A 14,198-nucleotide genomic window follows, 5' to 3' on the forward strand; every position below is an offset into this window, starting at 1 on the left:
CGATCAGTGAACGGGACTCCACCGGGTGGCTACCGTCTCCGGGACCTGCCGACCGCCGCGCGCCGCAGAGGGCTCACCGAGGGCGCGGTGTTCAGGCGCCGCCGGCGCCACAGGAGCACGGCCAGGGGGACGAGCAGCACCGGGAGCAGACGGACCACCCAGGCGCCCGCCGAGAGGGGTCCCTCCGGCGGCCCGAGCCCGGACGCCTGCCGGGGTGTGGGGGCGCCGAGCCACACCGTGCCGTCGGCACCGGTGACGATCGGAGCGCGCAGGGAGCGGCCCACGTCCCGGGGGAGGGTGCCGAACTCCGCGCCGAAGCTGTCGCCGGAGACCTTGCGGACGGGAACGCTGGTGAAGTCGACGCCGCCGAAGACGTAGCTCCGGACGTAGGTCGTGCCGCCGGTGGTCGTCCGGTCGGTGACCTTGAACTCGCCCTTCGTGTACGACCTGACGTACTCGTCGAAGGTGTCCCTCGGCTTCCAGCCGTCCCTGATCCGCCAGTCGGTGACGTCACCCGAGTCGATGAGCCCGCGGTACGTGGTGTCCTTCGAGCGGCTCAGCTCGCGGTACCACTCGGCGGCGACCCGGGCGAGATAGACGCGGCGCAGGTCGGCGTACTCGGGAGCGGTGTTGACGGCCTCCTTGAGCCTGGGCAGGACCAGGGTGCGGTACAGGTCCTCGTTGTGGTCCTCGGTGACCTGGTCCTGGCGTGGGCAGCTGGGGGTCCTGGCGGCTTCCCCGAGGCCCGCCACGTAGTCCGTCTCCATCTTGACGTCGAGCGGCGCGTCCAGGATGTACAGCTTGTCGCCGTCCTGGTAGACCGACGCGGGGGAGGGGACGATCCAGGTGCGGGACGACATGCACGCGCCCTGAACGCCGTCCCAGAACCGTTTGCCCAGCGCCGTGCGCGGGTGGATGAGCTCGCCCACGGTCTTCTTCAGCCGCAGATCGGCCTTCAGCAGGACACGTCCGGCGTCCGTGCGGCCCAGCCGGTCGTCGACGACGCGGTCGGGCTCGTCGGGGTTGAGGTTGACCCAGAAATCGGAAGGGGGGAGAGCCAGCCACACGAAGAAGGCGTCCGAGCTCTGGGTGGCGGCCCACACACCGGCGGACTGACGGACGTCGCCCCTCAAGGGGTCCAGTCCGGCACTGAACGAGTACTGGAGACCGCTGCCGTCGCCGGGGTCGGCGAGGTAGCGCAGCTCCATGCTGGAGAAGTCGATACCGCCGTTGTCCAGGCCGGGGGTGGTGAGGGTGGCGCCCAGACCGGTGCTGCCCGTGGTACCGGGGGTGCCCGCCGTGCCCCCGTCCTCGTCACACGGGCCGCCCGCCTCGGCCGCCGCCGCGAGGACCAGTGCCGGCGAGTCCGCGTCGTCGCGGGACGCGGGCGGACGCCGCGCCCGGGCGCCCGGCAGCGGGCAGCCAGGCCCGGCGGCGGAGAACAGGGGATGGTCGAGGACGTGCTTCTCCCAGTTCTTCGACACCGTGCGCACATGTTCGAGGTCCAGTTGCAGATGCTTCCTCGTCGCGTCGTTCCGGGTCCTTTCCAGCTCCTTGAACTGGTCGCGCACCCGCTTCTCGGCCCGGTCCTGCGCCTTGGGGCCCGCGGGAGCCGCTTCCTTCCGCGCACGCGCGACGTGCTTGGGCAACTGGGCGGTCTCCCACACGGTGAGGCCGTAGGGGCGCCCGAAGCCGGTGGGCATGTCCCGCGGGTACAGTGCGGCGCACCTGGCTCCGCACTGCTGGCGCTCGGAGCCGCCGTAGACGCGGGCGGCGTCGGCGATGTGCAGCCGCTTCCGGACCCTCTGGATCATCTGCTCGGAGTGCAGCCGCTTCGGGTTGTTCAGCGCGCTGACGGCGATCAGGCGCTCTACGTCGTGTTCCGCCAACTCCTCGACGACCGCGGGCTTCAGGAAGTCCTTCATCTGGTCGACGTCGACGGTCGACGCCAGCCACGCCTGTCCGCCGCTGAAGGACAAGGTGCTGGTCTCTCCCAGGAGCTTCACGATCTGCTGGTCGGTCAGCAGCAGGGGGTTGAAGTATTCGACGGCCCCGTTGCGCCGGTGGTCCCAGGCCGACTCCGGGTCTGCCTTGGCCTTGCGCATCACCTCACTGAGCGCCAGGCGCAGCTTCTCGACCGGCAGCAGCGGCGGGCTCAGCAGGGGATTGCCGGGGTACCGCTGGGAGAGGTCCGTGCCCTGCGCCGAGCCGGGCGGGCGTTCGTCGTCGGCCGCGCTGGTCGGCGCCGCCGCGACGGCGGCCAGCAGCGCCAGCAGCAGGGCCGGCAAGGCGCGCGGCCACCGGAGGCGGGTAGCGGGGCGGCGGCTCACGTGTCCGCTCCCCCGTGCCGGCGCTCGCCCTCCTGGAACACGTCGTCGATCAAGGCGAGATCCTCCTCCACTTCCGGGCGCGACCGCAGCAGCGCGCGCCAGACCCACAGGACCGCGGCGCCGATGACGACCGCCCACACCGCCAGCGAGGCGCCGCCCGCGACCGTCTCCGGGCAGGCTCCGACACGTACCGGCATGCCGCCGTGGTACGTGGGCGCCGCGCACTGGGCGGAGGCGGGGGAGGGGGAGGCGAGAACCAGCAGTACTGCGGCCGAGACAAGCGCGGACAAGCTGCGGCCGATGTGCGAAGCCGATGTCATGATGCCTCCTCGGTCCCCTTGGTCATGGTCACCGGCTTTCCCTTCAACTCCATCACGCGCTGCCTGATGTGCCGTTCCGGCGGGATGTGGGCGTCCGCGCCCGGGCGGGTGCGGTGCCAGCGCTGGGTCGCGAGGTCGAGTTGCGCCTGCTGGAAGCGGAGCAGGTGCCGCAGGCCCGCTGTGCCGTCCCGGCGCCACACCCGCAGTTCCAGCAGCAGACGCCGGCGCGGGTCGAGGAGCAGGCCGATTTCCGGCTCGGTGACGGCGCCGTGGCCGTCCGCCGCCTCCGCCCGCAGGGCGGCCTCCGTCCCGGCCGCCTGCGCCCGCAGGCCGCGGCGCAGGACAAGCACGTACAGCAGGACGAAGACTCCCGACGTGATCGCGGTCATCAGCGGAACGCCCATCAGCAGGCTCAGTGTCTCGTCGCCCGCGAACCAGTCCGCTCTGCGGGCGTCGAGCTGGATGAGCACCGAGTCCGTCTCGAAGTGCCCGCCGACCGCGGCGGTCAGCCCGCCTCCGACGGCCAGCAGCCGGTCCCGCCGCCCGGTCAGCCACCGGGCCGCGCCGATCCCGGCCCCGGCGAGCGCCGTGAACGCCACATGCGCGGCCGGCAGTCCCACGACCTGGCGATCCCAGAACTGAGTGGGGTGATGGTCGGGATTGATCAACCCCAGGTAGTGGACGGTCTCGGTCAGGTTGAAGCCGAGGCCGATGGCGGCACCGAGCACCACCCCCGAGACCACTCCGTCGAAGTGGCGGCGGAAGAGCAGGAACAGCACGGCCACCCCCGCGGCCTTGCCGCACTCCGCCACCAGGGCCCCGTTCAGGCACAGCAGGGTGAACAGGGTGCGGGCACTGTCCTGGGGATGCTGCCAGTCCTGCCAGGACAGGAAATGGCCCGGCGCGTACCGCTGGAACCACGTGATCATGACGAGCCCGAAGCCGCCGCCGATCAGCGCGCCCCAGCCGAAGCCGGCCAGCAGCAGCGGCCCGGGCAGGCGCCGGAACAGCTGGATCCGGTGGACGAGCAGCAGCGCGACCCCCGTGGGGAGCAGACAGAGCAGCAGCCGCCCGGGGTTGCCGAGGAAGACGGCCAGCGGCATCGCGGTGAACGGCAACAGCAGCGCGCCGAGGATGCCCCACCGGCAGGCCCGGACGGTGCGCGCGGGGGCCACGCGGGCCGTCCGCCGCAGGGCGAGCAGCCGGCCGCCGAGCAGCGCGGCGACAGCCCAGCCGGTCAGCAGCAGTACCCGTGTCACCTGGAACGCCGCCGGCTCGGGCCGCAGATACAGCACCAGCCAGGCGGACGGCGAGCGCACATCGGGGGCCGTCCAGAACATGATCTGCCCGAGGCCGTACGCCACCGACAGGCCGGCGGCGATGAGGATCGCCCCCGTCGTACCGCGCGGGGGTGCGGGCGGACGCGCGGGCGGCGGCGGGACGACACCGGCTTCTGCGGTCATGAGCCATCTCCCAGTGGCGGAAGCGAGAACGCGGGCATGCTGGGCAGACCGGGAAATCCGGTGGGGGAACTCGGCCCACCCCCGGGAGGACGGTCCGTCGGCGACCTGCCCGGTCCGCCGGCCGGCGGACCGGTCGGGCGCTCGGCGGGCGGAAGGGTGGGCGGCGTGGTCGGAAACCCGCTCGGCAGGCCCGCCGGCCCCGGCAGGGTCGGCAGTTCCTCCGGCAGCGGGAGCACCGGATCGGTGGATGCTCCGAGTGCCACGGCGACGGCCGCGGCCACGATCCCGATGCCTCCGATCGCGGTCATGAACCGTACGTACGGGCGGGGGCCGGTTTCCGGCCCGCCCGGCGGTGTCCGCCGTACCCTCGCCCGGTCGTCGTCGGGCGGCTCACCGACCGGTTCGTCGCTGTCCGCGGCGGATGTCATGGGTACCTCCCCCGAGGTCGTGCCGTACGTGTCGATCTCTGTGCGCACATCCCGTCCGGGACGGGGTGTGCCGTCGGCCCGGCACTGTGCCGGTCGTGTCAGCCGGTTCCGAGGACATGGCCGGTGTGGGAGTCGAGCTCCTTCAGCAGGTCCTCGGAGTGGCTGGGTCCGGTGACGTAGAACCGTGTGCGGGTCGCCTCGGTCTTGAGACGCAGATGCACGAATCCGTGCTCGTCCGTCGCCTCGTCCACCGCCTTCCGCAGCGCGGCCCCCGCCACGGTGCAGGCGCCGCGGACCGTGGTGCCGGGCCGGGCGGCCGGCAACCGTACGGTGCACGAGCCGAGGTCCATGTCCCAGAAATGGTGGACGTCGGGATTCGGGGCCTTCAGCTCGATCTCGTACCGAGCGGTGACGGACTCCTCCGCCATGCGGTTCGTCAGGGCGATGTCCACGACGGCGGTGTGGCACAGCACCCCGCACTCGGCGCCGCCGGTCTTCTCCGAGACCTTGTCGCCGGCCGAGAACTCGACGGGCACCGTGGAGGGCAGGGAACGGATCGCCGACCGCATCGCCGTGTAGGCGTCGCGGGCGGCCGGTGCGCCCTCCGGGCGCACCGACAGCTTCGCCGCCGTCGAGTCCGGCATCGTGTCGTAGGGGTCGGCCGCGCTGTCGTGCCGGACGCCGAGACCCGAATATCCGAGCAGTCGGTGCGGTTGCCGGGCCGTGAGCCAGTAGGTGCCGGGGCCGGTGGTCTCGTCCTCGGCCACGGGGACGGGCGCGGCGTCGGCGGGAACTCCGGGCGGGCGGGGGAACCGCCTCGTGGCAAAGGACGGTTCCGGCGACGGTGTGCCGGCGGTGCCGCCGGCCGAGGTGGCGAGCGTGGTGCCAGGACTGAGGGGGCGAGCCGGCTGGGCTCCAGCCCCAGCACCTCCGAAGTGCCGTCCGGCCGGCGGATCTCCGTCCAGCGACCGGCGTGGGCTTCGGCGCTCTCGTCGCCCATGGTCCGCAGCGTCGCACGGCCGGCCTTGACGAACAGGGTGGTGCCCGAGACCAGCATGACCTGAGCGTCGTGCCCGTCGGCGGTGAGGGTGCCGAACACGTCACCTCTGCCCATGGCGCGCAGGTCGGCGGTCACGTCGGTCGACGGGTCGTCAGCGGGGCCGCCGTGCACATCCTGGTGGTACAGCCGCCACGACCCCGACCAGTGCAGGATGCCGGCCCGCTCGACCGCCGCGCCGACCTTCCTCAGGGACGGCGCCGTCGGACCGGGTGCGCCGCCGTCCGGTCCGCCGGAACCCTGCCCCGAACAGGCGGCCAGAAGGAAGGCGCCGACGAGCGGGAAGACGCCTGGCAGCCGGGCCGGTCGCGTTCGGTCACCCCGGCCGTGATGCCGGCGATTCGTGCCGCCAAGGTACATGTGGACCTTCCCCCCAAGTCCCCGGTCCTGCTCCAGCCGCGGAACCACCCTTCACCCGACCTCTGTCAGGCGAGAACGGTTCTTCTCATCAGTCTTCGCACCGGATCGATACCCTCTGAATCTATGGAACGCGTTCCAGGCGGGGAGGGTTACGCACCGGACGCGGACGGCGCGGCGTATCCGGGCGTCCGCCGAATCCCGGGCCTCCTGCCCGCCGGCCGCCTTCGCCAACGAGCGGCCGGCAACCTCGGGGACGAGCGGGCCCGCGGAGCGCTCCGGTCCGGAGCGCTGCATAACCGGCCCCGTCACGCGTGCCGCGAGGCGGCGCGCCGGCCGGTCAGCCCGCCGCCAGCCGCCGTGCCGCCATCTCCGCGAGCACGGCCGCGCCCCGGGGCAGGGCGGCGTCGTCGAAGACCGAGTACGGCGAGTGGTTGAACGGCGCCGCCGCCTCGTCCACGTCCGCCGGGCGGGCGGACAGGCCGAGCTGGACGCCGGGAACGACGGCGGTGACGCGGGAGAAGTCCTCCGACGCCATGATCGGGTGCTCGGCGGTGAACCAGGCGGCCTGCCCGTAGAGGTCGCCGACGACCTGGCGGCCCAGGGCGACGGCCTCCTCCGCCGCGATCATCGCCGGGTACACCTCGTGCGCGTCGATCTCCGCCGTCATCCCCCAGCCCTCGGCGATGCCCTCGACCAGGCGGACCGCGCGCGGGAGGAAGTCCGCCATGGCGTCCGGCGACGTGGCGCGCACCGTCGCCTCGAACTCCGCCGTACCGGGGATGATGTTGAGCTTCGTGCCCGCCTGGAAGAGGCCGACGGTGAGCACGACGGGGTCGAAGACGGAGGTCGTGCGTGTCACCAGATTCTGCAACGCGAGCACCATCTCGGCGGCCACCGGCACCGGGTCGGCCGCCGTGTGCGGGGTGGAGCCGTGGCCGCCCTTGCCGCGCACGGTGACCTTGAGCTCGGCGTTGCCCGCGGTCTGGGTGCCGACGCGGCCGTGGAACGTGCCGCACTCCGCGCCGTTGGACGAGACGTGCACCGAGTACGCCCCGACGAGCGGCTTCCCAGCCGCCTCCAGCAGGCCCTCCTCGACCATGTGGCGGGCGCCGTCGTAACTCTCCTCGCCCGGCTGGAACATGAAGACGACGGACCCCGGCAGCTCGTCCCCGCGTTCGCACAGCAGCCGCGCGGCGCCCACCAGCATCGCCACATGCTGGTCGTGCCCGCACGCGTGCATCACCCCGTCGATCCGCGAACGGTACGGAACATCGGCCAGTTCTTGCAGCGGCAGGGCGTCCATGTCACCGCGCAGCAGCACCGCGGGTCCGGACCGGCCGCCGTGCAGCACGGCCACCACCGAGCTCAGCGCCCTTCCGGTGGTGATCTCCAGGGGCAGCCCGTCCAGCGCGGCGAGCACCTTGGCCTGGGTCAGGGGAAGCTCGAGGCCGATCTCGGGCTCACGGTGCAGCGCGTGGCGCAGTGCGGTCAGTTCGGGGGCGAGCGCCTGGGCACGGTCGCGGAACGAGGGTGCGGGTGTGGTCGGCTCGGTCGGCATGGGGGCCATCCTTTTCAGTGGTGCGTGCTTGAACAGTCGGTACGCCGCCGGATCTTCCGGGGCAGGGGCCGCCCAGGGCCCCGGCAGGCTCGGCCGCCGGAGCCGGTCCGCCCGGGCGAGGGGCGTGCGCTGTCGGTGCGGCGGGCCCGGCCGGTCACTCCGCGGTGCGCCGCCGTGCGAACAGCACGAGCCAGGCGGCGAACAGGCCCGACACCGCACACGTCAGCCACACCACGCGATACGCCTCGGCCGACGGCAGCGACGAGCCGGCCAGCAGCACGTTGCTGAGCACCACGGCGAACAGGCCGCCCGCGATGCCACCGGCGAGGGTGCGCAGGGTGTTGTAGATCCCCGCCGCGATCCCCGTCTGCCCGGCGGGCGCGCGCTCGGCGACCAGCGACGGGAACCCGCCGGACATCAGGCCCACACCGCATCCGACGAGGGTGGTGGTGACCGCGAAGGACGCGGGCTGGCCGTGTGCGACGCACAGCGCCCCGTACCCGACGGCGAGCAGCGCCGCGCCCGTGGCGATCGTCCGGTGCAGGCCGATACGGGCGGCGAGCCGGGAGTGCAGCGAGGCGCCGATCACCGAGACGATCTGGCTGGGCAGGGTGATCAGCGCGATGCCGGTGGTGTCCAGACCGAAGCCGTAACCCGCCCCGTCCGGGTCCGTCGCGAGAAACGTCGAATTGGGGGACTGCGAGCCGAACAGGGCGATCGCGAACAGCATGGCCGCGAGCTGCACGGGCCACATCGAGCGGCTCCCGATGACCCTCAGGTCCACCGCAGGCTGGTCGATGCGCAGCTCCCACCACATCCACACCGCGAGGACCACGGCCCCGCCGAGCAGACAGCCCAGCACGGTCGACGAACCCCAGCCCAGCTTCGACGTCTGCGACAGCCCGTACTGCAGCAGCAGCAGCGCGAGTGCGAGGCCCACGAACCCGGCGGTGTCGATGCGCCGCGCGGCCCGCGTCGACGTCTCCGGGATCAGGAACAGGGCGCAGCCCAGGGCGAGTGCGGCGAGCACCGCCAGGACGAGCAGCGCCGGACGCACCCCGCCGAGCAGGTCCTCGGTCGGACCCGCGAGCAGCGAACCGAGCGCGACACCACCGGTCAGACAGCCGACGAGCAGCCCGATGGCCCTCCGGCCCGTCTCACCCCGCACCTTGTCGCGAGTGATCGCGATCTCCAGCGGCAGCCACGCCGACAGGGGCCCGGTCAGCAGCCTGCCCACCAACAGGATCTCGTACGACGGTGCCCACGCCACCAGCAGGGAGCCGAGCACCACCACCGCGAGCGCCAGGCGCAGCATCCGCCGGTGCCCGTAGATGTCGCCGAGCTTGGTCAGCACCGGCACGCACACCGCGGCCGCGAGCAGCTGAAGGCTCGTCACCAGCGCGATGTCTCCCGCCGACACATGATGCAGCGAGGCGACCGACGGCAGCAGCGGCGGCACGAAGCCCTGGAAGATACCGCTGGTCAGCTCGACGAACGCCATGAAGCCGACGACGGCACCGATACGGGCCGGAGCGGCGCTCTGCCCGGTGGCTGCCTTCCAAGGCGGCGGGGACACGGTCATACGGGCTCCTGGACATGCGGGGACGACGGAGTGAACGGAGGACGGCGCGGCGGCGGGTCGCCGGGAATGCGGACCACCGTGCGTCATGGCCCCGCAGTCAGCGTGGTTCTGGCCGATATCCGTCACCTGCTACGTTGTCGCCGATGGAATCCGTCACCGTGTCCGAAACCGATCTGCAGTTGCTGCACGCACTCCAGATCAGCCCGCGTGTCCCGTGGAACGTGCTCGGCGACGTCCTCGGCATCAGCCCCACCACGGCCGCGCGGCACTGGGCGCGGCTGTCCGGCGAGGGCCTGGCCTGGGTCACCGCCTACCGCCCCGACCTCGCCGGACAGCTCGGTGACCCGGTCAACGCCCTGATCACCGCTGTCTGCGCCCCGGGCCGTCTGAAGGCCATCGCGCACACCCTCGCGGCACATCCCCAGATGCTCTCCGTGGAGATCGTCTCCGGCGGCGGCGATCTGCACCTCACGGTCGCGGCCCCCGACCGGCAGGCGCTGGCGGACTATCTGCTGGGCCCCTTCGCCGGGATCGACGGATTGCTGCAGTCCAGCACCTGCTGGGTGACACGACTGCACAAGGAAGGCAGCAAGTGGCGGCTGCGGGCGCTCAGCCCCGCGCAGGTGCGCCGGCTGCGCGACCTGACGGAACCGGTCCGCACCGTCGCGAGTCCGATGCCGCGTCGGCTCCTCGACGCCGCCGACGAGCGCATCCTGGCAGCCCTGTCCGCCGACGGCCGCGCCTCCTACGCGGCCCTCGCCGAAGCAGCCGCCGTCAGCGAACCCACGCTGCGCCGCCGTCTGCGCCGGCTGCTGGACACCGGACGGGTGGCCGTACGCTGCGATGTCGCGTGGGAGGCGGCGGGCTGGCCGGTGCAGACGATCCTCGCCCTGCGCGTGCCCGCGGACCGGCTGGAGGAGACGGCTCGTGCGCTGACCTCCCGACCCGAAACCCGTCTGGTCGCCACCTGCGTCGGCGAGGCGGATCTGGTCGTCACGGCGTGGCTGCCGTCCCTGGCGGACGCGCACCCCTTCGCGGCGGTGCTGGCCGAGCGGTTCCCGGGGGTGCGCGTGGTGCGGTGGCTCACGGGCCTGCGGGCGGTGAAACGGATGGGCAGGCCACTGGACGAGCGAGGCCGTGCACTGCGGTGAAGGGGGACAGGAACGGAGCCGGGGAGGCCGGCGCTTCCCCTCCTGTCTCAACGGACCCGAGGACGAGCACGCCTGGACGCCCGGCTGGTGGCGCCCGGCCGGGCGTCGCGCGCCGTCACCACCGGGTCGGCGGTGACGGGTTCAGGCGCTGGTGGGAGAGACGTCAGACCAGCACGTTCTTGTAGAAGACGTTGGACAGGCGCTGGTTGGCGGTGTCCCCGGAGGCGAAGCCGAAGAACAGACGGGGCTCGCCCGCGACGGTGGTGTAGACGGCCATGCCCTCGGGCTCGCGGAAGCTGAGCGTGGAGCCGGCCCCGGTGACGAACCGCTCCGTCACCTCGCCGGTGTTCATGTCGACGCTCCAGAGGGTGGCGTCGTCGGTGTTGCTGTGCCCCGAGAGGCAGTACAGGTACTGGCCGTACGCCGTGTAACCCTGGAAGTTGGCGGCCTCGATGGCGCTCGGCTCCACGAAGTCGACCAGGCGGGTGGTGAAGTCGCCGTTCGTGGCGGCCGTCAGGTCGTAGGCGGCGTAGCGGTGCACGGACGAGCCCGCCGGGAGGTAACGCACGATCATCCGGTTGTGCGTGGGGTCGATGGCGCAGGTGTGCCGGCCGGCCGTGGACACGGGCGTCAGCTTCGTGACCGCGGAGGACGACGCGGTGAGCGTGGTGCCGTTCGCGTACTTGAAACGGGCAAGCCGCTTGCCGTAGCCGGCGGTGTCCGCGTCGACGTCGGTCCACAGATGGGTCGACGTGCCCACGGCCTGCGCGCCGATCGAGACGGCGTGACCGAAGCCCGTCAGGTACATGTGGCCGATCGCGTTCCATGTCGACCACTCGAGCTCGGTGATGCACAGGTCACCGGACTTGCTGTCCGACCCCTGGCGCAACTGGGCCACGAACAGACGGCGGTTGGTCTGGTCGAAGGCGAAGCTCTGCTGCACGGTACCGTCCTGGAGCTCGCGGTTCCGGTACAGGTCGTGCGAATCGACAGAGCTGAGCTCGAACCGCTTCGACGTCGGCACCGCCGCGCACGCGGCTCCGGCGCCGTATCCGAGGCCGAGCGCCGCCAGGCCGATGCCCCCTCCGGCGCGGAGCAGTGTGCGGCGGTCGAAGCTGTGATGCATGGGTCCTCCTGCTGCGGGCACAAGCGTGCGATCAAGACATGGACCCTATGTGATGTGCGAGGGAAGTGGTGTTCCCCGAACCGCTCGGGCGGGTCCGCGCTTCCGCCCGGCCTCCGCGTGTACGGGGCAGGCGCGTGGTGGAGCATTTTATGGTCGTTTGATGCAACTTGTGCCTAGCTGGGTTTTGCTCTCGTCGGGGTGTGCGCCGGTCCTGCTGATCGGAGGCTGGACGATCGCGGCATCGCTGGAGGGGCCGGACTACGACCCTGTCACCCAGACGATCAGTGTTCTGGCGGCTTACGGAACCCAGGGCTTCTGGGTGATGACCGGAGCGCTGCTCGCTCTGGGAGCCTGCCACCTGCTGACGGCCTGGGGACTGCGGGCGGCCGCGACTGCCGGACGTGTCGCGCTGGGCGCGGGTGGAGCGTCGGCATGGGCGGTGGTCTTGCTTCCCGCGCCGAGCAGCGGAGGTTCTCTGCGCCACGGCACGATGGCCGCGATCGGGTTCATCCTGCTGGCGGTCTGGCCGGTGCTGGCCGTCAACGGCGGCGGGACGGCTCCATGGGGTCTGCGGCCGGCGCCCTCCATCATGGCGACCGCTGTGATGGCCCTCGGCGGGGCATGGTTTCTGATCGAGATGCACCGTCACGGCGTCACCGGCGTCGCGGAGCGCGTCGTTACCACCGTCCAGTCGGTGTGGCCCTTCGTCGTCGCGGCTTCCTGCCCGCACCGCTCACGCACGAGGGAACGGCAGACCGTCGGAGAGAAGACGAAGCACCGGCAACGGCGTTGAGACGGCGGAGGGTCGGCCGGGCGCGGTGGTGAGCGCCAGGCCGGGCCGTACACCGCGGGTGGCTCACCATGCTCCTATTTCGTAGTCGGTGGTGGGTGTGTGGGTGGGGTGCTGGAAGGCTTGGGTGAGGGTGCTCATGTGGGGGGTGAGGGTGGCGTGCGTCTGGTTGGTCGTGGTGTGGAGGGTGTGTATGTGGTGGGGATGGAGGTGGTTGTGGGCGAGGAGATCGCCGGTGTGGGGGGCGAGGGTGTTGAGGAGGTAGAGGCGGGCGAGGTGTTGGAGGAGGGCTTTGGTCGGGGGGTGGGAGGTGTGGTCGATGGTGTCGAGGAAGGCGTCGGTGGCTCGGAGCTGGGTGTGGGTGGTGGTCATGGTGAGGGCGGCGGGTGCGGCTTGATTCCAGCGTTGGGTGGGATTGCGGGTGGGACCTTGGCGGAGGGCGGTGTGTGCGCGGGTGTGCCAGATGGTTTGCGTGTGTGCAAGAAGGTTGCGGAGGAAGGTGAGATCGGTGAGCGGCGTGTGGGGGATGGGTGTGCTGGTGGGGCTGTGAGACGGGGTCGGAGGTTGGGTGAGGAGCATTTCGGCGGCGGCTTTGGTGAGGATGACGAGGTTGTCACCCTCGGCGGTGATGCCGCCTTCGATGCTGCGGGGGAGGTCGGCGATGCCGTTGTGGGGGAAAAGGCCGTGGGCGCCGCAACGTTCGCGGGCTTGGGTGGCGATGTCGCGGGCTTGCCAGGTGATGAAGGCCTTGGTGAGGGCGACGAGGCGTTCGGTTTCGGTTTTGTTGTCGGGAGTGTGGTGCGTCCATTGGTTGGTGGCCATGCGGTGGAGGAAGGTCATGGCGTAGGTGGTGGCGATGTGGTTGAGGAGGGGGGCGTGGTGGGTGCGGTGGTGTGCGAGGGGAATGCGTTGGTTGCGTTTGGGGCCGCTGGTGTGGCGGATGTGGGCGTGCCGGACGGCGATGGCGAGGGCGGCGCGGGCCATGCCGAGGCAGCCGGCGCTCATGCAGAGTTTGCCGGTGGTGACGCGGTTGATGGAGCGGAGGAATCGTTTGCGGTGGTTGCCGAGGTGGCTGCTTAGGTTGCCGTCGGGGTTGAGGCGGCCGTGGTCGGATTCGAGGAGGGCGTGCCGGGGGAGGCGGACGTGACGGAAGGAGGTGAGGCAGTGGTCGACGGTGGGACCGTTGGTGGGGGGAAGGGGCTGGATGGTGATGCCGGGGTGGGGGCGGTCGTGGTGGTGCAGGGGAGTGAGGAAGAGGTAGACGCCGTGGTCTTGGCCGTGGGAGATGAGGCGGGCGGCGACGAGGGCGGTTTTGGGTCCGCCGGTAAGGCTGGTGTTGGGCATGAACTTGCGGGCGCCGGGGGTGGGGGTGTGGAGGGTGAAGTCGTTGGTGTGGGGGTTGTAGTGGGCGGTGGTTTGCAGGGCGGCGGCGTCGTTGCCGTGGTCGAGCTCGGTGCAGAGGAAGGTGCCGGTGTTCTTGAGGGTGGTGTAGGGGGTGAGGTCGCGTGGACGGGCGGGGTCGGCGTGGTCGAGGAGGCTGCCGAGGAAGAGGTTGTAGTGGATGCTGGCGACGGTGCACAGTCCGCCGTCGGTGAAGCCGATCCATTCGTGGAGGGCGGCGAGGCGGCCGGGGTTGCCGGCGAGTTCTTCGGCGTCGTCGATGGTGTCGTTGACCAGGCGGAGTCTTCGGTAGGACTGGGCTACGCGTTCGGTGTGGCTGAGGTGGGGTGTGTAGCGGAATTCGTCGCGTGAGACGAGTTCGCGCCAGGTGTCGTGTGAGTGGTCGGGGCCGTCTTTGTCGAAGAGCAGGTGTGAGAGTTCTTCGGCGCGGGGGCTGCCGGTTTCGGGGTGAGGTAAGCCGGCGTCGGGGCGGGGGCTGCCGGTTTCGGGGTGGGGGGTGCCGGTGCCGGGGGTGCCGGTGCCGGGGGTGTCGGGTGTGGGGGTGGTGTTGTGGGTGGGGTGGTGGTGGATGGTCAGGAGGGTCATGGGGGCTTCTTCCGCGGGGTCGTCGGTGGGTGGACGGGCGGGAGTGC

General features: G+C 71.6%; 10 protein-coding genes. 2 read left to right on the forward strand and 8 right to left on the reverse strand.

The window, feature by feature from the left end:
• Positions 1–29: 29 nt before the first annotated feature.
• From AB0L74_RS19125 to AB0L74_RS19150, 6 genes are all read right to left on the reverse strand, one after another.
• Positions 30–2,330, reverse strand: coding sequence for a hypothetical protein (locus tag AB0L74_RS19125; RefSeq protein ID WP_365653113.1), 2,301 nt, complete (start codon positions 2,328–2,330; stop codon positions 30–32).
• The gene (locus AB0L74_RS19130) at positions 2,327–2,650 is read right to left on the reverse strand and encodes a hypothetical protein (protein WP_365653116.1); all 324 of its coding nucleotides are present in this window, start codon (positions 2,648–2,650) and stop codon (positions 2,327–2,329) included. The genes AB0L74_RS19125 and AB0L74_RS19130 overlap by 4 nt, the downstream gene beginning before the upstream one ends.
• A complete protein-coding gene (locus AB0L74_RS19135) occupies positions 2,647–4,113 on the reverse strand; it encodes a PrsW family glutamic-type intramembrane protease (protein WP_365653119.1) in 1,467 nt (488 codons plus the stop codon). The genes AB0L74_RS19130 and AB0L74_RS19135 overlap by 4 nt, the downstream gene beginning before the upstream one ends.
• Before the next feature lie 526 nt (positions 4,114–4,639).
• Positions 4,640–5,308 (reverse strand): hypothetical protein, encoded by a 669-nt coding sequence (locus AB0L74_RS19140; protein ID WP_365653122.1) that lies wholly within the window; start codon positions 5,306–5,308, stop codon positions 4,640–4,642.
• Positions 5,309–6,295: 987 nt separating this feature from the next.
• Positions 6,296–7,516 carry a M20 family metallopeptidase gene (locus AB0L74_RS19145; protein ID WP_365653125.1) on the reverse strand — a complete coding sequence of 407 codons (1,221 nt, stop codon included), beginning with the start codon at positions 7,514–7,516 and terminating at the stop codon, positions 6,296–6,298.
• Positions 7,517–7,670: 154 nt separating this feature from the next.
• A complete protein-coding gene (locus tag AB0L74_RS19150) occupies positions 7,671–9,098 on the reverse strand; it encodes an MFS transporter (RefSeq protein WP_365653128.1) in 1,428 nt (475 codons plus the stop codon).
• A gap of 143 nt (positions 9,099–9,241) precedes the next feature.
• Between AB0L74_RS19150 and AB0L74_RS19155 the strand changes: the two genes are divergently transcribed.
• Positions 9,242–10,249 (forward strand): Lrp/AsnC family transcriptional regulator, encoded by a 1,008-nt coding sequence (locus AB0L74_RS19155; RefSeq protein ID WP_365653131.1) that lies wholly within the window; start codon positions 9,242–9,244, stop codon positions 10,247–10,249.
• Positions 10,250–10,412: 163 nt separating this feature from the next.
• Here the strand turns inward: AB0L74_RS19155 and AB0L74_RS19160 are convergent, their stop codons facing one another.
• Entirely contained in the window at positions 10,413–11,375 is a 963-nt protein-coding gene (locus AB0L74_RS19160) for a teichoic acid biosynthesis protein C (protein ID WP_365653134.1), read from the reverse strand.
• A gap of 160 nt (positions 11,376–11,535) precedes the next feature.
• Between AB0L74_RS19160 and AB0L74_RS19165 the strand changes: the two genes are divergently transcribed.
• Entirely contained in the window at positions 11,536–12,168 is a 633-nt protein-coding gene (locus tag AB0L74_RS19165) for a DUF998 domain-containing protein (protein ID WP_365653199.1), read from the forward strand.
• A gap of 63 nt (positions 12,169–12,231) precedes the next feature.
• On the opposite strand, the gene AB0L74_RS19170 is transcribed toward AB0L74_RS19165, so the two are convergent.
• A partial coding sequence (locus AB0L74_RS19170) for an acyl-CoA dehydrogenase (protein WP_365653137.1) occupies positions 12,232–14,198 on the reverse strand: 1,967 nt, incomplete at its 5' end.

Source organism: Streptomyces sp. NPDC052020, assembly GCF_040680575.1.
Classification (GTDB): domain Bacteria; phylum Actinomycetota; class Actinomycetes; order Streptomycetales; family Streptomycetaceae; genus Streptomyces.

Bases quoted from the DNA above. Each gene is read 5' to 3' on its own strand.
- AB0L74_RS19130 (WP_365653116.1), bottom strand. From the start codon at position 2,650: ATGACATCGGCTTCGCACATCGGCCGCAGCTTGTCCGCGCTTGTCTCG.
- AB0L74_RS19135 (WP_365653119.1), bottom strand. From the start codon at position 4,113: ATGACCGCAGAAGCCGGTGTCGTCCCGCCGCCGCCCGCGCGTCCGCCC.
- AB0L74_RS19145 (WP_365653125.1), bottom strand. From the start codon at position 7,516: ATGCCGACCGAGCCGACCACACCCGCACCCTCGTTCCGCGACCGTGCC.
- AB0L74_RS19150 (WP_365653128.1), bottom strand. From the start codon at position 9,098: ATGACCGTGTCCCCGCCGCCTTGGAAGGCAGCCACCGGGCAGAGCGCC.
- AB0L74_RS19155 (WP_365653131.1), top strand. From the start codon at position 9,242: ATGGAATCCGTCACCGTGTCCGAAACCGATCTGCAGTTGCTGCACGCA.
- AB0L74_RS19160 (WP_365653134.1), bottom strand. From the start codon at position 11,375: ATGCATCACAGCTTCGACCGCCGCACACTGCTCCGCGCCGGAGGGGGC.
- AB0L74_RS19165 (WP_365653199.1), top strand. From the start codon at position 11,536: ATGCAACTTGTGCCTAGCTGGGTTTTGCTCTCGTCGGGGTGTGCGCCG.